20 protein-coding genes are annotated in these 20,308 nt (G+C 45.5%); 8 read left to right on the forward strand and 12 right to left on the reverse strand.

Annotation, left to right across the window (positions count from 1 at the left end; genetic code table 11):
- Positions 1–105: 105 nt before the first annotated feature.
- The 4 genes from KI743_RS21075 to KI743_RS21090 all read right to left on the reverse strand — a co-directional run bounded on the left by KI743_RS21075 (position 106) and on the right by KI743_RS21090 (position 3,972).
- Complete coding sequence (locus KI743_RS21075; RefSeq protein ID WP_285468038.1) at positions 106–843, reverse strand: dienelactone hydrolase family protein; 738 nt, start codon at positions 841–843, stop codon at positions 106–108.
- Between the two features lie 111 nt (positions 844–954).
- Complete coding sequence (locus KI743_RS21080) at positions 955–1,881, reverse strand: pyridoxal-phosphate dependent enzyme (RefSeq protein ID WP_285468039.1); 927 nt, start codon at positions 1,879–1,881, stop codon at positions 955–957.
- Between the two features lie 145 nt (positions 1,882–2,026).
- Entirely contained in the window at positions 2,027–3,298 is a 1,272-nt protein-coding gene (locus KI743_RS21085) for a HAMP domain-containing sensor histidine kinase (RefSeq protein ID WP_285468040.1), read from the reverse strand.
- Positions 3,295–3,972, reverse strand: coding sequence for a response regulator transcription factor (locus KI743_RS21090; RefSeq protein WP_285468041.1), 678 nt, complete (start codon positions 3,970–3,972; stop codon positions 3,295–3,297). The genes KI743_RS21085 and KI743_RS21090 overlap by 4 nt, the downstream gene beginning before the upstream one ends.
- A gap of 129 nt (positions 3,973–4,101) precedes the next feature.
- Here KI743_RS21090 and KI743_RS21095 point away from each other — a divergent pair, with 129 nt between their 5' ends.
- The 3 genes from KI743_RS21095 to KI743_RS21105 are packed head-to-tail and all read left to right on the forward strand — an operon-like array spanning position 4,102 to position 7,032.
- Positions 4,102–5,121 (forward strand): glycosyltransferase family 2 protein, encoded by a 1,020-nt coding sequence (locus tag KI743_RS21095; protein ID WP_285468042.1) that lies wholly within the window; start codon positions 4,102–4,104, stop codon positions 5,119–5,121.
- Positions 5,118–6,593, forward strand: coding sequence for a glycosyltransferase family 39 protein (locus KI743_RS21100; RefSeq protein WP_285468043.1), 1,476 nt, complete (start codon positions 5,118–5,120; stop codon positions 6,591–6,593). Before KI743_RS21095 ends, KI743_RS21100 begins: the two co-directional genes overlap by 4 nt.
- A complete protein-coding gene (locus tag KI743_RS21105; protein ID WP_285468044.1) occupies positions 6,571–7,032 on the forward strand; it encodes a GtrA family protein in 462 nt (153 codons plus the stop codon). Before KI743_RS21100 ends, KI743_RS21105 begins: the two co-directional genes overlap by 23 nt.
- Before the next feature lie 134 nt (positions 7,033–7,166).
- Here the strand turns inward: KI743_RS21105 and KI743_RS21110 are convergent, their stop codons facing one another.
- The gene (locus tag KI743_RS21110) at positions 7,167–9,536 is read right to left on the reverse strand and encodes a YgiQ family radical SAM protein (protein WP_285468046.1); all 2,370 of its coding nucleotides are present in this window, start codon (positions 9,534–9,536) and stop codon (positions 7,167–7,169) included.
- Between the two features lie 246 nt (positions 9,537–9,782).
- On the opposite strand from KI743_RS21110, the gene KI743_RS21115 reads away from it, so the two are divergent.
- On the forward strand, positions 9,783–10,463 hold the full coding sequence (locus tag KI743_RS21115; protein WP_285468048.1) for a hypothetical protein: 681 nt from the start codon (positions 9,783–9,785) through the stop codon (positions 10,461–10,463).
- A gap of 161 nt (positions 10,464–10,624) precedes the next feature.
- A complete protein-coding gene (locus tag KI743_RS21120; protein ID WP_150871959.1) occupies positions 10,625–10,825 on the forward strand; it encodes a DUF4250 domain-containing protein in 201 nt (66 codons plus the stop codon).
- A gap of 133 nt (positions 10,826–10,958) precedes the next feature.
- On the opposite strand, the gene KI743_RS21125 is transcribed toward KI743_RS21120, so the two are convergent.
- Positions 10,959–11,870, reverse strand: coding sequence for a LysR substrate-binding domain-containing protein (locus KI743_RS21125; RefSeq protein WP_150871962.1), 912 nt, complete (start codon positions 11,868–11,870; stop codon positions 10,959–10,961).
- A gap of 270 nt (positions 11,871–12,140) precedes the next feature.
- On the opposite strand from KI743_RS21125, the gene metE reads away from it, so the two are divergent.
- Positions 12,141–14,456 (forward strand): 5-methyltetrahydropteroyltriglutamate--homocysteine S-methyltransferase, encoded by a 2,316-nt coding sequence (gene metE / locus KI743_RS21130; protein WP_285468050.1) that lies wholly within the window; start codon positions 12,141–12,143, stop codon positions 14,454–14,456.
- Between the two features lie 103 nt (positions 14,457–14,559).
- Here the strand turns inward: metE and KI743_RS21135 are convergent, their stop codons facing one another.
- The 6 genes from KI743_RS21135 to KI743_RS21160 all read right to left on the reverse strand — a co-directional run bounded on the left by KI743_RS21135 (position 14,560) and on the right by KI743_RS21160 (position 18,138).
- On the reverse strand, positions 14,560–14,955 hold the full coding sequence (locus tag KI743_RS21135) for a GspS/AspS pilotin family protein (protein ID WP_032549335.1): 396 nt from the start codon (positions 14,953–14,955) through the stop codon (positions 14,560–14,562).
- Position 14,956: 1 nt separating this feature from the next.
- Entirely contained in the window at positions 14,957–15,253 is a 297-nt protein-coding gene (locus tag KI743_RS21140; RefSeq protein WP_032549334.1) for a YciI family protein, read from the reverse strand.
- 204 nt (positions 15,254–15,457) lie between these two features.
- The gene (yciA, locus tag KI743_RS21145) at positions 15,458–15,853 is read right to left on the reverse strand and encodes an acyl-CoA thioester hydrolase YciA (protein ID WP_150871970.1); all 396 of its coding nucleotides are present in this window, start codon (positions 15,851–15,853) and stop codon (positions 15,458–15,460) included.
- Between the two features lie 118 nt (positions 15,854–15,971).
- Positions 15,972–16,538, reverse strand: coding sequence for a septation protein A (locus KI743_RS21150; RefSeq protein ID WP_285468052.1), 567 nt, complete (start codon positions 16,536–16,538; stop codon positions 15,972–15,974).
- A gap of 109 nt (positions 16,539–16,647) precedes the next feature.
- The gene (locus tag KI743_RS21155; protein WP_032549329.1) at positions 16,648–16,896 is read right to left on the reverse strand and encodes a hypothetical protein; all 249 of its coding nucleotides are present in this window, start codon (positions 16,894–16,896) and stop codon (positions 16,648–16,650) included.
- 354 nt (positions 16,897–17,250) lie between these two features.
- Positions 17,251–18,138 carry a LysR substrate-binding domain-containing protein gene (locus tag KI743_RS21160; RefSeq protein WP_032549328.1) on the reverse strand — a complete coding sequence of 296 codons (888 nt, stop codon included), beginning with the start codon at positions 18,136–18,138 and terminating at the stop codon, positions 17,251–17,253.
- A 181-nt stretch (positions 18,139–18,319) separates the two neighbouring features.
- Between KI743_RS21160 and hisC the strand changes: the two genes are divergently transcribed.
- The gene (gene hisC, locus KI743_RS21165) at positions 18,320–19,444 is read left to right on the forward strand and encodes a histidinol-phosphate transaminase (protein WP_285468054.1); all 1,125 of its coding nucleotides are present in this window, start codon (positions 18,320–18,322) and stop codon (positions 19,442–19,444) included.
- Positions 19,445–19,454: 10 nt separating this feature from the next.
- Complete coding sequence (locus tag KI743_RS21170) at positions 19,455–20,228, forward strand: ABC transporter substrate-binding protein (RefSeq protein ID WP_285468055.1); 774 nt, start codon at positions 19,455–19,457, stop codon at positions 20,226–20,228.
- Positions 20,229–20,308 lie beyond the last annotated feature (80 nt).

The following is a 20,308-nucleotide window of genomic DNA, read 5'->3' on the forward strand; positions in this document are numbered from 1 at the left end:
TACGAGATACGAGATACGAAAAGCTCGGTGAAACAATGAGATACCAAAAAGCGCCTCCAAATGATTGAGAGGCGCTTTTTTGTATATGGGATGTTGGATGTGGAGTTATTGTGTCGCGGACTCAAGCACTTCGGTAAAGCGAGCCCAAGACTTCTGGTCGGCTTCGAGTTGATAGTTCATAGAGCCAAACACTGTGAATGCATGAGGAGCGCCGCTATACGTCAGCATTTCATGTTCAACGTTCGCTGATTCCAGTTGTTCAGCTAGGCTGCCAAAATCCGCCATAGAGATCATGGCATCCGCAGTACCGTGGAAAATGACGACTTGGGACGGTGTTTGGGAGTAGTCTTGCCCGTCAGGTGTTGATAGGCCGCCATGGAAAGAGACATAGGCTTTAGATGGAATCGCAGCCCGAGCCGCTTCTAAGACGGCAGCGCCGCCAAAACAGTATCCCATCATGACGTTGTTATCGAGATTACCACCCAGTTTCTCAGCTTGAGCTGCAGCGCCCATGAGTAGAGAACGCATTTTCTCTCTGTCTTTATAGAGCTCTCCAGTGTGCTGCTTTTTGTCTTTCACTTCGGTTGGTCGAATGCCTTTACCAAAAAGGTCGACAGCAAATACGTTGTAACCCAGTTCATTGAGCATCTCTGCTCGCTTTTTTTCGTAGTCAGTCAAGCCATCCCAGTCATGAACAAGCAACACCAATGGTGCGTTGTCACTGGATTCGCTCCAATAACCTTCGTATTCAAGGCCATCGACGGTATAGGGTATGTTCTCGCCTGCGATAACAGGCGTGCAGAGTGCTGCACTGAGTAAAGATAGAGCCGTTCGAATTTGCATAGGTCCTTCCTGTCGGTATTTTCCCAATGGAAAGTATAGAAAAGAACTTTACCGCTGCATGGCTGACAACATAAAAACGAGATATTACTTCGAAGGCAATACTTAAACTGACTACCAATCCAGTGTTTGGTTGGCAGTCATTTCTGGGTATTTACGTTGATAACGAGGCAGCATAGATTCGTTGCCGAGCAAGCCACCTTGATGAATATAGATCAGTGTTTTGTCTGGGTTATCTTGTTGCCATTGCTCTAAACATTGCCACATCAAAGGGTCGTAAAGTAGATCGAACTCGACATCGGTTTCTTCTAAAAGGTCGAGCCACATTTGGTAATCTCGTTGATAGAGTTTACCGAAGTGATGCTTGGTCTCCAGAGGAAGAATTTGTGGGTGATCGTTTTCACCCAGTTCTTCAAACTGTTTTGTCAGGTAGTCACTACCACCAACACAAGCACAGGTAATGACGGGAATGTTGTGCACTTTAAGATGTTTGTGGAGATAAAGTGCGGTGCTCCCCGTGCCAGCTGGTAGGGCGATGACAAAGTCATACTTAGGTTCGAAACGTGTCCAGCTTAAGATCTCCATTGCGAGCTGTTTTACGCCATACTCAGACATCTTGCTGCGTCCACCTTCTGGTAGCACGATACACTCAGGCCCCGGCTGTCTGACTTGTTCAATATAATCTCTTGGGTGCAAGTCACTAGCGACTACTTGCATGCTGATCACCTTGGCGCCAAGGTCTAACGCACCACGGTAGTTTCCTATCGGTTTATCAATCAACCATTGAGGTAAGTGATCAACGTAAAACTCCAAATTCCAGCCCTTTATCTTCGCCAGTGCAGCCAGTGACAACAATGAGTTTGCTTGGGCAGAACCGTAGCAGATCAATGTCGTGATGTTCGGATGCTCCTCTTCAAGAAGCTGCATGAACTTACGCGCTTTGTTACCACAAAAATGGGAGTGCAATTGATCATCACGCTTTAAAAAGAAAGTGCGGCCATTGAATTGATGTTGTGTGATAGGGCTATTGTTGAGTTTCATGTTGGATGGATGCCACGGGGCATATGTTGAACATTTGGAGGCGCAGTATCAGATAACTGATAGTGCAAGTAAACCGTTTGAATCAATGTTTGGGTGGATAGTTCACCCAAACATCGGGTCTTGTGTGTTTAGTGTGAGGTTGGAATTATTGTGGTTGTTGGTCAAATACCACCAGTGCGACGCAGCCACCGTCTTGATGGTTAATGAGTTCAAAATCCCAATGGTATCGGTTACAGAGATCTTCCACGATTAGCAACCCCAAGCCGTGCCCACTTGGGTTGTACTGTTCAGTCAACCCTTCACCTTGGTCATGGATACTGATCAAATGTTGGGTCAGGGTGATTTCCACTTTGCCACGGTTGGTAGCAGCAATGGCGTTTCTCAGTAGGTTGCCAATCAACATATTAAGTATCGCGCTGGTGGCTCGAATACTGGGCTCACCTTCCACTTCCAGTGTCACATCTACTTGCTTTTCGCTCGCTTGTGCAGAGTTCTTCGCAATGATCTGTTCGAGCTCTTGCTGGCTGAACAGACGAATTGGCGCGTCGTCTTGATTTCGTTCATAACGAACTAGCCCTAGCAGCGCGTCAACCATTTCGGACATTTGAGAAACTGCATCGTCGACACGTTTTACTTGGCGATGTTGGAATTCTGTCATTTGGCTACGTAGAAGCAGCTTGTTCGAACCTCGCGCAACGGTAAGAGGCGTGCGCAGTTCATGACTAGAGTAGCGAGCAAAAGCCTGTTCACGTTTTACTAGCGCATTGATTTCACGACGGTACTCATTGAGCTGGTTTGTAAGTTGGCGAAACTCAATCGCTGCACCATCTTGGACGGAAAATTCCTGATTGAGGTTATTTTTATTGTTCTCTAACTGTTTTGCCAGTGAATTAAATGGCTCGATTAATCGTTGAGAGAGGCGGTACAGCAGTGCTCCAAAGCTGAAGATCAGAATCGCCAACAATGTAAGAACAAAGGAGGTCGCATAGAGAAGCTCTGTGACGTCAAACTCTATTCGGTCTATTTCAGAGAGTAAGATAAGCGGATAGGTTACCCCATCGTGTGAATACTCACCGATATACACCATGCGCGAATGCGGTTCATCACCGACTTCGCCAATGAAACTCTCTTTGTTATCGATATACTTTTGATAGCGATCAGGCACCAGAGCAGGGTCATTGAAAGCGGTGGTGAGGTCATCAATGCGGACTTCACCTTGTGCTCCGGCTTCAAAGAGGGTGACGGCATAGTTCCGGTCGATAAGGATACGCCTTTCACCGACTCGGTCTTCCGATAGGTACAGAGCAGCGATAAAGACCGCATAGACAAAGGCTGTAATGATAACGGCCATCAACCCAAAGAATAGGGCGAGTCGACCGGTTAGGCTTTTGGTGCTGCTCAGTACACTTAATATCACGAGTTGGACTCCAATCTAAAACCGACCTTGGGTACGGTAATCAGCATCTGTTGGTCAAAAGGTTTGTCTAGTTGGTTTCTTAGCTGATAAATGTGGCTGCGCAAGACATCGTTATTGGGTTCGTCTTCTTCCCAAAGCTTATAGGAGATATCCTCACGGGTAACCACATCCGGCGCACTCTTACATAACATTTCAAGGATGGTATAAGTGGTTGGATTGAGAGCCAATAGCTTGTCTTGTCGATAGGCTTTACGCGTCTTTTGGTCAATGCTGATTTCACCAAATACCAACTTACTCGATGCTACGGCGCCGTGGTATCGGCGAACTAGGGCTTTCATTCGAGCTTCTAGGATATCGAGGTCAAACGGCTTGGTCAGGTAATCATCGGCACCATGTTCAAAACCAGCGAGCATGTCGTCTCGGCTATCTAGTGCAGTAAGCATCAGAATAGGGGTGGTGTTGCCGTTCTCACGCAGTTTGTTGCAGACAGTGAGTCCATCCATCCGAGGCAGCATCAGGTCTAGGATAATGATATCGAAAGAGTTATCCATAGCGAGTTGTAAGCCGAGTTCGCCATTATCAGCATAATCTAGTTCCATGCCAATACACTCAAAGTAGTCGAACAGTACACCTGCAATTTCACGGTTATCTTCTACCAGCAATACTCGTTTCATCTCATTACCCATTAGGACTTATTTGTTATAACGATCATCCTGAATTGACGTGAAAAATATGTCAATAACATAACTTTCATGGTGCGGTAGTTAGTCTGCTTACGGAATCAAAAAATAGAAGACCGTATTATGACTGAACTTCACATCAATTCGCGCCGCTCAAGCGAACCTCAAATTAGCCCGGCAATCTCGCTGTCTATCATTGTGCCTTTCTTTAATGAAGAGGAAGTACTGCCCGAGTTCCACTCGCGCTTAACTAAGGTACTTGATGAACTGCCCATCTCGAGTGAGATCGTCTATGTCGATGATGGTAGCAAAGACAATAGCTTGGCTGTGGTGGAGTCGTTTAAGTCAATTGCGAGCTCTATTTCAGTCATTGGTCTATCACGTAATTTTGGTAAAGAGTCTGCGATGAGCGCAGGTTTAGAACATTGCCGTGGTCAAGCGGTGATCTTATTGGATGCGGACTTACAAGATCCGCCAGAACTGATTCCAGATATGGTTTCTAAATGGCGAGAAGGTTATGACGTTGTCAATATGCAGCGCAGTCAGCGTGATGGCGAGACTTGGTTTAAGAAGTTCTCAGCAGCAAGTTTTTATCGCGTAATGAACGCCGCAGCAAAAATCGATGTACCTGAGAACGTTGGAGATTTTCGCCTGCTAAGCCGTGAAGTTGTCGACCACATCAATCAGCTTCCAGAGCGTAATCGCTACATGAAAGGCATCTTCTCTTGGCCAGGCTTTAAGCAAACCACAGTGCAATTCAAACGCGATGCACGCTTTTGTGGTGAGACCAAATGGAACTACCTCAAGCTACTTGGCTTGGCGATGGATGGCATCACCTCTTTCTCTATTCGACCACTGCGTATCGCAACCGCGCTTGGCAGTATGGTCGCTCTCAGTGCCTTCGTTTACGGCATGTTTATCATCTTTAAAACCTTGATGTTTGGTGAGCCGATTACGGGTTATCCGTCGATGATGGTTGTCCAGCTAGCGCTTGGTGGTATCCAGCTTCTTAGTATTGGTCTGATGGGCGAATACATTGGCCGTATCTTCATCGAAACTAAAAATCGTCCTTTGTATCTCATTCAATCTGTTGTCGATAAACCGGCACTCAAAACAACGTATAAATTAGAGGAATCAGCATGAGCCTGAACAGAACGCACCTGTGGTATTTATTAGCCTTCGCGCTAATTCTTAGGTTGCTGTCACTGGCGACGTATCCGTTGATGGATACTACTGAAGCACGTTACGGCGAAATGGCTCGCCTGATGGTTGAAACCGGCAACTGGCTCACACCTCAGTTTGACTACGGTGTGCCTTTTTGGGGTAAGCCGCCACTGTTTACTTGGATGAGTGCAGCCGGCATCGAGCTGTTTGGTTTGAGTGAATTCGCAGTTCGTGCTCCTCATTGGTTAGCGGGCGTATTCACTATCTTATTGATCGCCTATTTTGCTAAACGTACCGGGCAGAGCGCATTGGTTGCTGCTGTGGTATTGGCAACATGTGGCATTTTCTCGATTGCTGCGGGTGCGGTGATGACGGATATTGCTCTTACACTGGCCATGACCATCGCTATGCTCGGCTTCTACCTGTGTTGGAAAGGAGAGGGCAGCAAGCGTATTAATAATGCTTGGGGCTATGTCGGTTTCATTGGTCTTGCTTGCGGTCTGCTTGCCAAAGGTCCTGTCGCGATTGTGATCATGGGTATCGCGGTTTTCCCGTGGCTTGTTTTACAACATGGATTGATTGGTGCATTCAAAGCCTTGTGGCAGCGTTTTCCAATTGTCTCTGGTTTGGTGTTAATGATGGCGATTGCTCTGCCTTGGTACATCATGGCAGAAATGGCGACACCGGGTTTTATCGATTACTTCATCGTTGGCGAACACTTCAAGCGTTTTGTTGTAAGCGGTTGGGAAGGCGACCTCTATGGTTCCGCTCACGACGAAGCTCGAGGTATGATTTGGGTATTCTGGATTCAAGCGGCAGCCCCTTGGTCGATTGTACTGCCAATACTGGCGTTTGCTCGTCGCCAGAAGATCAAAGAGCAAAATCAAACCAACAGTGGCTTATTTTCGTTCCTAATTTGTTGGCTGATTTCACCACTGCTGCTGTTCACTATGGCGGGAAATATTCTCCCTGCTTACGTGTTACCGGGTATTCCAGCGTTAGGTCTGCTTGTGGCAATGCTGGTGGTAGAGAAAGATAAGAAGTGGTTCTCAAGTGTCGCGCTAGTGTTGCCTGTATTGCTGATGATAGCCATGGTGTATTTGAATTTAGGTAAGGCGAACGAGAAGAGTGACCGGATTATCTTCAACCATATTGAAGACGACGCCCCAAGTCACTACATCGGTAAGCGTCCATTCTCTGGTCAGTTCTATAGCTTAGGGCAAGCAAAAAAAATCACCGATATCTCAGAGGCAGATACGAGTGATAAGTTCTACTTGATTGGCAAGAAGGCAGAGGTTGAGTCGGTCATTGCACAGAATGCATTAAGCTGTGTGCGAGAACCCGTTGATAAACAGAAACGCGCGTTATTCAGTTGTAAGCCAATGAGTCCGACAGCAGTTGCTGAACCCGTTGCCGTAAAGATTCTCGATGAAAATGCCATTTCACTTTAGAACGATGACCTCAAGTATCGAAAGAGTATTGAGGTCTCATCATCAGCTAATTAAGTTTGCATGTGTTGGTGCTGGTGGGTTTGTTGTCGATTGTGTCGCTTTCGCTCTATTTCATTTTGTGGGTGATTTGTCGGTGATGTGGGCAAGGGTGTTGGCCTTTCTAGTCGCGGCAACCAGCACTTGGATTGGTAACCGAGTGCTAACGTTCGAATACCAAGGGACAGGGTCACGCAGGGATGATTTTAAGCAATGGCAAAAATTCATGACCTCCGCAATGATATCGGCCGTACCCAACTTAATCTGTTTTATGGCTCTCATATTAATACTGCCTGAATTCTATGGCTCGCTGTTTTTGGCTATGGCGGTCGGGGTGTTGGTTGGAATGGTCAGTAACTACTTACTCAGCAAGGCTTGGGTGTTTAAACAAACTCAAGCTTAGCCACTCATCTAGCCACAGAAACAAAAAAGTCCAAGTGGGGAAATCACTTGGACTTTTGTCATTTAAAGCGAAGGGTTGTCGTTTAACTACTTAAAGTTAACTTCGCTACTGAAAGCTCTCGTTGTTATTAAGAGTTAGCGCTGCGCCGCACGTTGGCGGTTCTTTCCGTTACCAGAAGGTTTGCCACCTTGGCCATTGCCCGCTTTGTTGCGGTTTGGTTTGCCGTTTCCTTGAGATTGTCCGCCCGGACCTTTCTTAATGAAACCGCTCGCTGGTTTACGACCGTTGCCGCCGCCATTTCCGTTGCCCTGATGACCATTACTTTGGCCGTTGTTACTATTAGGCTTCTTACCACTTGGCTTTTTGCCTGAATGGTTACGTGGCTTCTCGCCGCCAAGACCCGGTTGAGATTTACTGTGCTTGGTCGCGAAACGGTGAGCACCGTGACGACCAGACTTACGACGTTGTGCTGGTGTTTGTGCATCAAAGTCTTCTTCTGGCACCAAACAACCCGGCTTATCACCGATTAGGTGCTTCTTCCCCATGTCGATTAGTGCTTCGCGAATCAGTTTCCAGTTCTCTGGATCGTGGTAACGCAATAGTGCTTTGTGCAGACGACGTTGACGGTCACCTTTTGGCACAGGAATATCTTCACGCTTCTTGTATTTAACGCGTTTCAGAGGGTTGGTCTCTGAGTAGTACATCGACGTCGCGTTACACATTGGTGATGGGTAGAAGTTCTGAACTTGGTCACACTCATAGTTGTGCTTCTTCAGCCAAAGCGCGAGGTTAAGCATGTCTTCATCTTCTGTACCCGGGTGAGCCGAGATGAAGTAAGGGATCAGATACTGTTTCTTGCCCGCTTCAGCACTGTACTTCTCGAACATCTCTTTAAAGCGGTCGTAAGTACCCATACCCGGCTTCATCATCAGATCAAGAGGGCCTTTTTCGGTATGCTCTGGTGCAATTTTCAGATAGCCACCAACGTGGTGTGTAACCAACTCACGTACGTATTCTGGAGACTCAATCGCTAGGTCGTAACGAACGCCAGACGCGATCATGATCTTCTTAACGCCTTCCACTTTACGTGCAGAGCGGTACAGGTCGATAGTGTGTTTGTGGTCTGTGTTTAATTTCTCACAGATCTTAGGGAACACACACGATGGACGACGACAGTTCACTTCCGCTTTCGGGTCCGAACAGCCTAAGCGGTACATGTTCGCAGTTGGGCCACCCAAGTCAGAGATAGTGCCTGTAAAGCCAGGTACTTTCTCTTTAATGTCTTCGATTTCATCCAAGATAGACTCTTTTGAGCGGTTCTGGATGATACGACCTTCGTGCTCGGTAATTGAACAGAAAGAACAACCACCGAAACAGCCGCGCATGATGTTCACTGACGTTTTGATCATGTCGTAAGCAGGAATCTTCGCTTTGCCATACATAGGGTGAGGGACACGCTTGTATGCAAGGCCGAATACATAGTCCATCTCCTCTGTTGTGAGAGGGATTGGCGCTTGGTTTACCCAAAGTTCGCGATCACCGTGACGTTGAATCAGAGCACGACCAGAGTATGGGTTCGTCTCTAAGTGCAGAATGCGGCTAGCGTGAGCGTAAAGAATGCGGTCATTGTTTAGCTTTTCAAATGCAGGGATACGAACCGCTGTTGTTTTCGCATCATGGCGAGAAGGGCGGATAGTAATTGGCTGCGCTTTTGGCTCTTCGTCTTTCTTCGTATCACACTGGGTTTCAACCTCGTATGGGTTAACCGGTACATAGGCTTTGTTCGGCTTTTCGATACGAGAAGAGTCGATGATCTTGTAACCTTCTGGCGCAGCAGGCAAGTTGACCGCAGTACCACGAATGTTAGTCATGTTCGCGATATCTTCACCATCGGCTAAGCGGTGTGCAACTTCAACCAATGCGCGCTCTGCGTTACCAAATAGAAGGATGTCTGCTTTTGCATCGAAAAGAACAGAACGACGAACTTTGTCAGACCAGTAATCGTAGTGAGCTACGCGGCGAAGACTTGCTTCAATACCACCTAGAACAATCGGTGTGCCTTTGTAAGCTTCACGACAACGCTGTGAGTAAACCAGTGTTGCACGGTCAGGACGCTTACCACCTTCGTTATTTGGCGTGTAGGCATCATCGTGACGTAATTTACGGTCAGAGGTATAACGGTTGATCATGGAGTCCATGTTGCCCGCAGTAATGCCGAAGAATAGGTTTGGTTTACCTAGCTTCATGAAGGCATCTTTATTGTCCCATTTTGGTTGAGCAATAATACCTACGCGGAAGCCTTGTGCTTCAAGCAAACGGCCGATGATCGCCATACCAAAGCTAGGGTGATCGACATAAGCGTCGCCCGTTACGATGATAATGTCGCAGCTGTCCCATCCAAGAGCATCCATTTCCTTTCTACTGGTTGGTAAAAAGGGAGCTGTGCCGTAGCATTCGGCCCAGTATTTTTTGTGTTCGTGAATAGGAGTGATATCGCTGTACATATTTCGACCTCTGATTTTTGAGGCGGGAATTATAGCGACATGCGCCCTGACTAGCCAGTAGAACATGCCCCTGATAGTTCTAGTGTCTTTCCCTCAATAAACTATGTATCGCTATGTCGGGAGGAGATTCTTGGAAAGAGCATAGACCAAGGATACGAGACAGTGAGCAAATTGATGATTTTGATTAGTGTTCCAAGCAGTTTTTGATATCATTCTGCGAAAATAAGTCCATATAAGTAGATCCCAATGATCGAATCTGTATTACTTCAACTTGCGCCTATGTTATTGGGTGCACAACTCGTCCTTACGCTGATCTTAGTGAAAGGGGATATCTGCCCAGGCCAGCGTGGTCGTATTCATAAGGTATTGCCAGCTATCGGCGTACTTTGGTTGGCAGTTGCATCACTCAAGGTCGAAGCTTTCTTAGTGGTATTTGCCATCTTCTATTTCTTCTCTCAAGTTCAGACTAAGAAGACTCGTGATGCTGGCCCTATCTGGGTGATGTATCTGGCCTGTGGTTTGGCACTCTCTTATGTGGGTATTCAAGCGAGCGAAAAGGCAACTCTAGTTGGCTTAATCTCATCTCTGCTTCTTACAGTTCTACTAGGTAGCGCCTTCTCTCATCTATTGCTGACGATTGCACGAACGCGCCTTCAGGCATTCCATCGTATTTTGCCGGTTGCTGGTATCTTGAGCGGTATGCTGGTGGTGTTGGCTACTGTGCTAGGCGTTTACTCGCTTTCTGATGCAGTATTGGAGCCTATGGTTCCGTCGCTACTGTTCAGCTTTGCCCTGTTGATTTCATCGATTGTGGTTTGGTGTTGGCACCTGTTGTTCGCGAAAACACCTGAAAAAATCCAACTTGCTGTTGCCTTGTTGATGCTGATCGCGTCGGTTGTGGGCTTAGAGCCAATCTGGGCGCTTTAGCAATTTATGAACTTCAGCAATTTAGGCACTATAGCAATTTGGGAACTTTAGAAAGTTGCGAATTGTTCTTTGATTGAGCGAGAAATGTGATCTGTTAATAAGCGGGTTTACCATTGTCGTTCTAAACTTAAATCAGTCGATGTGTTCGTAAGGAGTAGGAGATGGATTTAAGCAACGTCAAAAGCCTAGATAGCATTATTCTATTAGGGATCGTCAACGAAAAGTTACGCCTTGAATGTGATAGTTTTGAAGAGCTTGTCAGCATGTATGAAATGGATATCGAAAGCGTGGTGGGCAAACTGGATATGCTCGGCTACCAATACGATCCATTGACCAATCAATTCAAATCCTATCCGAGATAACTGCTTAGCGCGGTAACGGTTTAACATGGTAACAGTTTAAAGAGCTTAAAAAGCCACAGATGCTCAGTCTGTGGCTTTGTTGTTTTTGGAACTTTTAAAACTGCGTATTTTGTAAAAAATAAGGCTTATATGGTTAGACGACTTTGATTCCATCGAGGTGACTCTTACTTTGTTGTCTTGCAGTGCTGAAGAAGGCTTGTAAGTAGCGTTTGTCTTTGTCTGAATTTCTTACCGCTGCAAATAGGCGACGAGATAGCCCTTTCCCGAGCGGTTTGCTAGCAATCAATCCTTGTCTTGAAAACTCACTGATTGCCCAGTTCGGTAGTGCTGCTACACCTAATCCTGCAGATACCATTTGTACAAGCATCAATGTATTGTCAGCCTGTTTCCATTTCTTAGGTTCGATCCCCGCTGGTTGAAGAAAGTGCTTTACCACATCTAGACGCTGTTTCTGAACAGGGTAGGAGAGCATCGTTAGATCGACCAAGTCTTCTGGTTGAATTGCTTTTTTCTCAGCAAGGGGAGAGTTAATTGCTGTGATCAGGCGCATCTCAAAATCGAACAGCGGCTCATAGTGAACTTCAGATCTAGGCTGGATATCGGAGGTGATCACTAGATCCAGTTCTCCTGCCATCAAAGCAGGTAAAGGCTCAAAGCCAAAGCCAGATGAGAAGTCGAGGGTCACGCTTGGCCAAGTCACTTGATACTCTTTAAGTGCTGGCATTAACCATTGAAAACAGGAGTGGCATTCAATCGCCATATGGAGCCTGCCGTTAACATCTTCCTTAAGACTAGCCAGTTCATTCTCCGCCTTTGCCAGTTTCGGTAACACCTCATCCGCCAGTCTGAGCAGTATTTCACCCTCGGAGGTGAACTTCACTGGACGAGTTTTACGCAGAAAAAGCTGCCCACCCACGCGAGCCTCAAGATCTTTCAATTGATGCGATAACGCAGATTGCGTTAAGTGTAGTGATGTCGCGGTCGCTGTTAGAGAGCCGCTATCACGCAATGTGGTCAATGTTCGCAGATGTTTGAGCTCTATCATGAGTAATCCTCATAGTTCCTAAGCTGATGTTCAATATTTCTTAATAACTACCCTACGCCGTTTTTGTGGATGTGTAAACATCTGGACGTCTAAATGTTTTCGGTTTTCTCATGTGTGAATTAATGAACATGAGGTTTTATAATAAACAAGTTGAATATTTGGAGATTGTTCACAAATACGTTTGGCGAGATAGTTTAGCCATCCAGACGCCTTTTATCGAAATTATTCAGCGTCTGACCGGATTTAAAATAGTGATTAAGGAATAGGCTCATGACAACAACGACTCATATTTTAGGCTACCCACGTATTGGCGAAAAACGAGAACTCAAATTCGCTTTGGAAAAGTATTGGCGTGGGGAAATCGATCAAACGGAACTCAAGGCTGTCGGCAGTCAGTTGCGCGAACGTAATTGGCAAGTTCAATCGGACGCCAATTTAAGTTTTGTCACGGCTGGCGATTTCGCTTGGTACGATCATGTTCTTGCTACTACGTTGCTTCTTGGTCATGTGCCAAAGCGTCATGATCAAGGCTTCCCTGATTTGGATACGCTGTTCCGTGTTGGTCGCGGCCAATCTCAGAGCAGTTGTTGTGGTTCAAATCATAACCATGACCAAGATGGCGCCGCGGCATCAGACATGACCAAATGGTTTAACACCAATTATCACTACATTGTGCCTGAGTTCAGCCAGGACGACTCTTTTGAGGTTAGCTGGCCGCAACTTTTTGATGAGGTCAATCAGGCGATTAAAGCGGGCCATAAAGTGAAACCAGTATTGTTAGGGCCACTGTCATACCTTTACCTAGGTAAGGAAGTGGAAGAGGGGTTTGATCGTTTGAGTTTGTTGCCTCGCTTGCTAACCGCATATCAGGGAATTCTGGCGAAGTTAGCGAAGTTGGGCGTTGAGTGGGTACAGATCGATGAACCGATTCTTGCCTTGGAGCTAGAAACCAAATGGTCAGAATCATTCAAGCTGGCTTACCAAGTGATTCAGGGCGACGTAAAGCTCCTGCTAACGACCTACTTTGATTCCGTGAGCGATACGTTAGATAAGATTATCGACCTTCCGGTAAACGGCCTGCATATTGATTTAGCTGCTGCTTCTCAGCAGTTGAACGACGTCGTTGAGAAGCTACCTCAAGATTGGGTGCTTTCTGCGGGAGTCATTAATGGGCGCAACGTATGGCGCGCTGATTTGGCTTCTCAACTGACATCGCTTCAATCTATCAAAGAGTCGTTAGGAGAGAGGTTATGGGTCGCAAGCTCTTGTTCTCTACTGCACAGCCCAGTCGACTTAGAGCTTGAAGAGACATTAACTGAAGAGGTGAAGAGTTGGTTTGCATTCGCCAAGCAAAAAGTGGCTGAAGTGAGCTTGTTAGGTGCTGCGTTAGATGGCGATCAGAAAGCGATATTAGCCTGTGAAACTTACAGCTTACCGATTGAAGCACGTAAGCAAGCGACCCACGTGAATAAGCCACATGTTCAAGCGAGATTGAAAACACTGACGAAAGCAATTGGCGAGCGAAGTGCACCTTATACAGAGCGTGCGGCTCACCAGTCTGAAGTACTAGGTTTACCATTGTTACCGACAACAACGATAGGTTCTTTCCCGCAAACTGGAGAAATACGAGTTCAACGCAGTGCTTATCGCGCAGGAAAGCTGAATGAAAGTGAATACAAACAAGCATTGAAAGGGCACATTGCAGACGCCGTTAAACGCCAAGAAGCGCTTGATCTTGATGTGCTTGTTCACGGGGAAGCAGAACGTAATGACATGGTTGAGTACTTTGCTGAAAACTTAGCTGGTTTCCAGACGACCAAGTTTGGATGGGTTCAAAGTTACGGCTCTCGTTGTGTGAAGCCAGCCATCGTTGTTGCTGATATTGAGCGAGAAAACCCAGTCACCGTTGAGTGGTCGACTTACGCCCAGTCGCTGACCTCTAAGCAGATGAAAGGCATGTTGACCGGGCCTGTGACAATCTTGTGTTGGACTTTTCCTCGAGAAGATATTTCCCGTAAAGAGATTGCTAACCAGTTGGCGTTTGCACTGCGTGATGAAGTGTCTGATTTGCAAGATGCCGGCATTAACATTATTCAGATTGATGAACCTGCGATCCGTGAAGGTTTACCTTTGAAGAAAGCCGATCATGCGGAGTATTTAGAGTGGGCTGTGGATGCGTTTAAAGTCTCTGCTGCAAGCGCGAAGCCAGAAACTCAGATTCATACCCACATGTGTTACAGCGAATTTAATGAGATCATCGAGTCAGTTGCAGCACTAGATGCCGATGTTATTACCATTGAAACTTCTCGCTCAAACATGGAGTTGCTCAAAGCGTTTGAAGAGTTCAATTATCCGAATGAGATTGGCCCTGGTGTTTATGATATTCACTCGCCAAACATTCCATCAGAGGAGTGGATTGTTGGCTTACTTAAGAAGGCAGCAGAGAAGATCCCAGCAGAGCGTTTATGGGCTAACCCAGACTGCGGCCTCAAAACCCGTAACTGGGAAGAAACCGAAACTGCATTAGCAAACCTTGTTTCAGCGACGAAAGCATTGCGAAAAGAGTGGGAAGCTGAAGAAGTGTAAGACAAGTAAAGCTAGATTAAGGGTGTATATCTGAAGCCTTAATTGCATAAAAAAGCCTCGCAATCGCGAGGCTTCTGTTATTAACATTTGCTCGAATCTCGAATTAGCTACCGCTTTCGCAAGTTTGCTTGCTGATAAGCTGCTCGACCATCAATTGACCACGCGTATTGCGAATCTTGATGTTGTACGCCAAGCCCATATCTAGGTTGGCTCTTACTTCTGAGCTGGTACAGTAGCTATTCACGCTGCTTTTCAATACTTGATTCAGCGGCTTTGCGCCTTGAGCATCTTGGTTGTAGATCATCATGATTTCAATCACGGTGTTCTTCGCCAAGACACGCATTACTTTCAACGGGCCGTATTCGATCGGCAGGCCAGCTGATAGAACACCTGCACGGTGTTGCGCCATCATCTCTAATTGACGTTGTTTGTCTTGGTCACTTGAACTACAGCCCGCTAGGACGAGCGCAGCCAGTGATCCGATAATCCACTTTTTCACTTTAAAATACTTTCTTAAATGGTTTTACAATTACATTAGCATAGACGCCAGCTTCAATATATGGGTCTGCATCTGCCCAAGCTTGCGCTTCTTCTAGTGAATTAAATTCTGCAATAACCGTTGAGCCTGTAAAACCAGCTTCGCCTGGATTGTCTGAATCGATTGCAGGCATTGGGCCAGCAGTCAATAAACGGCCTTCATCGTGAAGTGTTTGTAGGCGCTCTAAATGTTGAGGGCGAACGCTTAAGCGCTTTTCCAATGAGTTTTCGACGTCTTGAGAGAAAATCACGTACCACATATTGGTATATCCTTATTTATACTTCACAAAAAAGAGGCTCGATGAGCTATGTAGCTAATTTACGCGAACTAATTGTATTTGGAAGGGGGAAAAAGAAGAAAGTGTGAATTGATGCGCGTCGAAGAGGGTAGGTCTTTAAAAGCTGAATAGAAAACGCTCTAAAGACCCGATATTAATTGGCTATTGGATTGTTAAGTTGTTGGACTACTTCGCAATAGCGCGAGGCTTGCCTTCAGAATCGATAGCGACATAGTTAAAGGTCGCGTCACAGACCATAAAACGGTCTTCGATACCGTGGTCACGAACGGGCTTAACCCATACCGCCAAGTCGATGCTCATTGAAGTGCGACCGATTTTGGTACATTCGCCGTAAACACATACCACGTCACCCACCTTCACAGGCTTTTTGAACGTGATGCTTGAAACCGATACCGTTACGATGCGGCCGCATGAGATTTCTTTCGCCAAAATGCCGCCAGCCAAATCGAGTTGAGACATAATCCAGCCACCGAAGACATCGCCATTGGCATTGGTGTCGGCAGGCATAGCAAGGGTGCGAAGAAGAAGTTGGCCTTTTGGCGCATCAGAAGTGTGACTCATTATAAGGGATTCCCAAAACATCAATAAGTCAGTGGCCGGCGTTTATCCTAGTGACCACTGTGAACGAAATAATGTGCAAGATTGTAACAAAAAATGAGATTGAGATCTCATTCGACCATTACTCCTCGTCTCGATTTTTCCCAGAAAGGGGCTGTTGTTTGTCTTTAGGTAAGCTTTTGTAGATGTATAAACCTGTCAACAAAGTAAATGTAATGGTTGCGACCAAAAGACCAAATACTTTGAAATTCACCCATACGTCGAGTGATAAATTGAAGGCAACATAGACATTTAAAGCGGCGCATAACACGAAAAATGCCGTCCATGCCCAGTTGATGTTACGCCATACAGAATCAGGCAGAGTGAGCTCTTTTCCAAGCATCCCCTTAATTGCCGGTTTTCCCATTAGTTGGCTTACAGTCAAACCAATAGCGAACAGTGCGTAAACAATGGTGACTTTCCACTTAATAAAGTTATCGTCATGCAGGAATATCGTCATACCACCGAATACAGCAACCATAGCGAAGGTGACGACCTGCATCTTCTCCACTTTTTTGTAGAGTAGGTAAGTCAATGCAATTTGAATGGCGGTTGCGGCGATCAATGCCCCTGTCGCGGTATAGATGTCATACATCTTATACAGAGCAAAGAAGATAATAAGCGGGATAAAGTCGATAATTTGCTTCATGTTAGACCGAACATCCTATTGAGGTACTTCTATTCAGTCTAGCTAAAAGTGCCTCGATGCAAAATAGACCGAAGCACTTGAAAATGAAATGTTTGATTGAGTGATCTTGTCACCGCGTACATGCAGTTTGGTAACGTGGGATAAGTTGTTTAATGTCTTCCAAGTAACCTTCACTTTTGAGGTTGTCGAGTGTTTGTTCGAGCTCTTCTTCACTCATCATAAAGCAAGTAGATTTCCCCGTAGTGAGATCCAAATACTCATGATATTCGCGTTCAGTAAAGTGGCCAATACGATCCATTAGTAGTGTTTTAATCCCATGGTGAATCAAGCCGTAATACGTATGTCTTTGTAAGGTCATAGCCTATCCTCCGTGACAAGCTGCAATGAGAAAAAAGTGCAACCTGCTTTATATTGGTTGGGTTGTCTATGACAAAGCAATTCGAATGCCATTTTCATGTCGAGGATGGATCTTTTTAACTCGAAAGAGTGATTTGTTTCATATTTTCATTCAGTTAAAAGAATGCTTCGTCTGCTTTCAACATAACAATACGTGTTGCGAGAAGAATAGTTTTATTTTTAGAGGCAATATTCCGCATCAATTTGAGAATAAATCGATTCTCATTTTGAAAAATGTCGGCAACCTGTAAGTTCTATGCTTTCCGTGCGGGGTTTACCGTCTATTCATAGCCGATCCGTTTCTATTCCATCAGAGCTAATCAACCAACCAATCAACCAGAGTGGATAGCGAAGTATTCTGGCGGTTCTTCGGTTGCAACAAGAAATAACCATTTCCTGAGAACACACTGCCTTCGCTCACTTTCACTAATCTGCCTAAATCGATGTCTTGTTTTGCAAGCGTGATATCACCAATGGCAATACCGAACCCCTGAATTGCCGCGTTCATTGCCTGATCAAGTGTCGCAAATTGCTGGTTATTTTTGCTTGAAAGTTCATTGCTGCCGATATGCTCCAACCACAATCGCCAGTCACTTTGCTCATTATTAGCGTGCAGCCAAGTGTATTGGGACAGCTTGTGTGGTTTGATGATGCTGGAATCAATCTCTGTCAGGTGCTCTTTAACAATAATCTGCGATTGGCATATTGGCGCAAGTTGCTCGTTAAACAACAGTTGGCTGACGATTGAGTGTTGGTTTGGTTTTTTACCATAGGTAATTACAGCGTCAAATGGGTCAAAGCTCGGCTCAAAGACGTGCTTGATAGTGGATGTTAGCTCTACATCAATCTCAGGGTAAGCCTGTTGAAACGACATCAATTTGGGTAGCAGCCAAGAGGTAATACAGCTTGGGGCATTGAGTTTTATTTTTGAAGGAGAGCTCGATACTTGATTCAGAGCAGATTGCAGCTGTTGGATGGTTGCTTGAATGAGTGGAACCAACTCTTCACCTTTAGGTGTTAACGATAGGCCACGAGCATGACGATAAAAAAGATCACACCCTAAGCTGTCTTCAAAGGCTAAAACCTGACGGCTAACAGCCCCTTGCGTGACGTTTAGTTCATGAGCGGCATGGGTAAAATTCAAGTGCCTTGCTGTTGATAGAAAGGCGAGCAAGGTTTTGGTGGAAGGCAGCGAATGATTCATATATATACCTATGACTTTTTATCATGGCTATTATGTAATTATTTCGATTCATTTATCAATAGTGTTCTGTTTGAATGTAAATACTTAATCATCATTTATGATTAAATATCTGGATATGTCGAATATATTGAATATGAAATCGGTGGTGATAACATTCTGATTATGTGGAAAGGAACGCCTCTTGATATCTTTTATCGATAGCTTAGTGCCTCAGGCAGTAAAAAAATTAATACCTTACCAATCGGCGAGAAGAATTGGTGGTGATGGGCGTGTTTGGTTAAATGCAAACGAGTTAGAGAGCTCACTGTTTCCGGGCGAAGTAGGGCATAACCGCTACCCTGACTTTTTGCCGCAAGACATAGCGAAAGCATACCAAGCGTATTGTGAAACGGATGCTGACACGGTTGCGGTGCGTGGAGCGGATGAAGCGATTGATCTATTAATCAGAACATTCTGTAAACCTGCTCAAGACAAGATACTAATTTGCTCTCCAACCTACGCAATGTATGAGTTTTGTGCTGATGCGTTGGCGATTGAAACACTAGATTCGCCGCTTAAGGAAGATTTCAGTTTAGATACTGCCGACGTGATAAAGAAAGCGGAGTTAGCGAATATCGTTTTCCTTTGTTCACCAAACAACCCAACTGGCAATGTGATCCCTAAATCGGATCTGGTAGAAGTTCTTGAAGGTACGCAAGGCAAATCACTCGTGGTAGTTGATGAAGCGTATATTGAGTTTGAACCGCAGACATCAGCCGTAAACCTAATTGAGCGCTATCCACACTTAGTGGTGATTCGCACTTTGTCTAAGGCGTTTGGACTAGCTGCCGTGCGTTGCGGGTTTATCTTGGCTAGCCCAAATGTGATGCAGTATGTCGCGAAGCTGATACCGCCATACCCAATGCCGGATTGCTCATCGCAAATAGTACTAGAGGCACTGTCTGACGAGCGAGTTTCAGCAATGCGAGATTCGACATTAGACTTGGTTGAAGTACGTAATCGCTTTGCAATTCAATTGGCAGAGTTTGATTTCATTGAGCAAGTTTACCCGTCGTCGACCAACTTTGTGTTGCTGAAGCACAAGCCTGAACACCAATTGTTTAGCGTATTGGCGAAAAATGGCATTGTAACCAGGAATCAACATCATGAGCCTGCGTTACGTAATTGCGTTCGCATCAGTATTGGCAGTAAAGAGAGCATGGATGAAGTGATAGCGTCACTTAATCACTACCAGAAAGAATTACGTCAGAGACAACACACTCAGAATACAGAACCTCAACTTCAACTCGATAAAGATCATATCTAGGATGGCAATGATGAAAAAGATACTACTAGGACTCACTTGCGCAGCTGCTCTACTTGGTACCGCCGTACAGGCGAAAGAGGTTCGCTTGGCCTCAGATTTTACCTATCCACCTTTTAACTACAAAAACAGCGACGGTGTGCCGGTTGGGTTCGATATTGAGATAGCCGATGCCTTATGTGAGCAAGCGAAATTGGACTGTACTTGGGTATCGCAAAGCTGGGATTCACTGATTCCCAGCCTACTGGCAAGAAAGTCAGATGTGATTATGGCGTCGATGCGTATTACGGAAGAGCGTAAGCGTAAGATCCTGTTTACGGATAAGTACTATCAAACCCCGGCAGTATTCGTTGCCGCTAAAAGCGCGACATTTGATATTGACCAAGATGGCTTAGCGGGTAAAACCATCGGCGTGCAGCAAGGGACTATTCATGATCGTTACGTGACCGACAAGTTCGGCAGTGTCGCAACCATCAAGCGTTATACTGGCCAAGATGAAGTCTACCTTGATCTTCAGAACGGTCGTTTAGACGTCACGTTTGGTAACTCAGACCAGCTATCACTTGCGTTCCTAGATAAAACAGAAGGAAAGGGTTTCGAATTCAAAGGTAAAGCGGTAACCGATAAAGCTTATATCGGTGAAGGCACTGCGCTGGCGTTAAGAAAACAAGATGCAAAATTAGCGGAGCAGTTCAATAATGCCATCGAAGAGATTCGAGCGAACGGCACCTACGATAAGATTGCCGCTAAGTATTTCTCTTTTGATATCTATGGTAGTGATCTGTAAATTTGAAGTATCAAATTTATAAAACAATTTAAACGATTAATATGTGCATAGTGGAAATGCTAGTAATTTAATATCGAATA

Source organism: Vibrio sp. D420a (assembly GCF_030248625.1).
Lineage (GTDB): Bacteria > Pseudomonadota > Gammaproteobacteria > Enterobacterales > Vibrionaceae > Vibrio > Vibrio fortis_A.

What these genes read in the sequence shown, in the direction of transcription:
- KI743_RS21075 (WP_285468038.1), bottom strand. Translation starts at nt 843, where the DNA reads ATGCAAATTCGAACGGCTCTATCTTTACTCAGTGCAGCACTCTGCACG.
- KI743_RS21080 (WP_285468039.1), bottom strand. Translation starts at nt 1,881, where the DNA reads ATGAAACTCAACAATAGCCCTATCACACAACATCAATTCAATGGCCGC.
- KI743_RS21090 (WP_285468041.1), bottom strand. Translation starts at nt 3,972, where the DNA reads ATGAAACGAGTATTGCTGGTAGAAGATAACCGTGAAATTGCAGGTGTA.
- KI743_RS21095 (WP_285468042.1), top strand. Translation starts at nt 4,102, where the DNA reads ATGACTGAACTTCACATCAATTCGCGCCGCTCAAGCGAACCTCAAATT.
- KI743_RS21100 (WP_285468043.1), top strand. Translation starts at nt 5,118, where the DNA reads ATGAGCCTGAACAGAACGCACCTGTGGTATTTATTAGCCTTCGCGCTA.
- KI743_RS21105 (WP_285468044.1), top strand. Translation starts at nt 6,571, where the DNA reads ATGAAAATGCCATTTCACTTTAGAACGATGACCTCAAGTATCGAAAGA.
- KI743_RS21110 (WP_285468046.1), bottom strand. Translation starts at nt 9,536, where the DNA reads ATGTACAGCGATATCACTCCTATTCACGAACACAAAAAATACTGGGCC.
- KI743_RS21115 (WP_285468048.1), top strand. Translation starts at nt 9,783, where the DNA reads ATGATCGAATCTGTATTACTTCAACTTGCGCCTATGTTATTGGGTGCA.
- KI743_RS21120 (WP_150871959.1), top strand. Translation starts at nt 10,625, where the DNA reads ATGGATTTAAGCAACGTCAAAAGCCTAGATAGCATTATTCTATTAGGG.
- KI743_RS21125 (WP_150871962.1), bottom strand. Translation starts at nt 11,870, where the DNA reads ATGATAGAGCTCAAACATCTGCGAACATTGACCACATTGCGTGATAGC.
- metE (WP_285468050.1), top strand. Translation starts at nt 12,141, where the DNA reads ATGACAACAACGACTCATATTTTAGGCTACCCACGTATTGGCGAAAAA.
- KI743_RS21140 (WP_032549334.1), bottom strand. Translation starts at nt 15,253, where the DNA reads ATGTGGTACGTGATTTTCTCTCAAGACGTCGAAAACTCATTGGAAAAG.
- yciA (WP_150871970.1), bottom strand. Translation starts at nt 15,853, where the DNA reads ATGAGTCACACTTCTGATGCGCCAAAAGGCCAACTTCTTCTTCGCACC.
- KI743_RS21150 (WP_285468052.1), bottom strand. Translation starts at nt 16,538, where the DNA reads ATGAAGCAAATTATCGACTTTATCCCGCTTATTATCTTCTTTGCTCTG.
- KI743_RS21155 (WP_032549329.1), bottom strand. Translation starts at nt 16,896, where the DNA reads ATGACCTTACAAAGACATACGTATTACGGCTTGATTCACCATGGGATT.
- KI743_RS21160 (WP_032549328.1), bottom strand. Translation starts at nt 18,138, where the DNA reads ATGAATCATTCGCTGCCTTCCACCAAAACCTTGCTCGCCTTTCTATCA.
- KI743_RS21170 (WP_285468055.1), top strand. Translation starts at nt 19,455, where the DNA reads ATGAAAAAGATACTACTAGGACTCACTTGCGCAGCTGCTCTACTTGGT.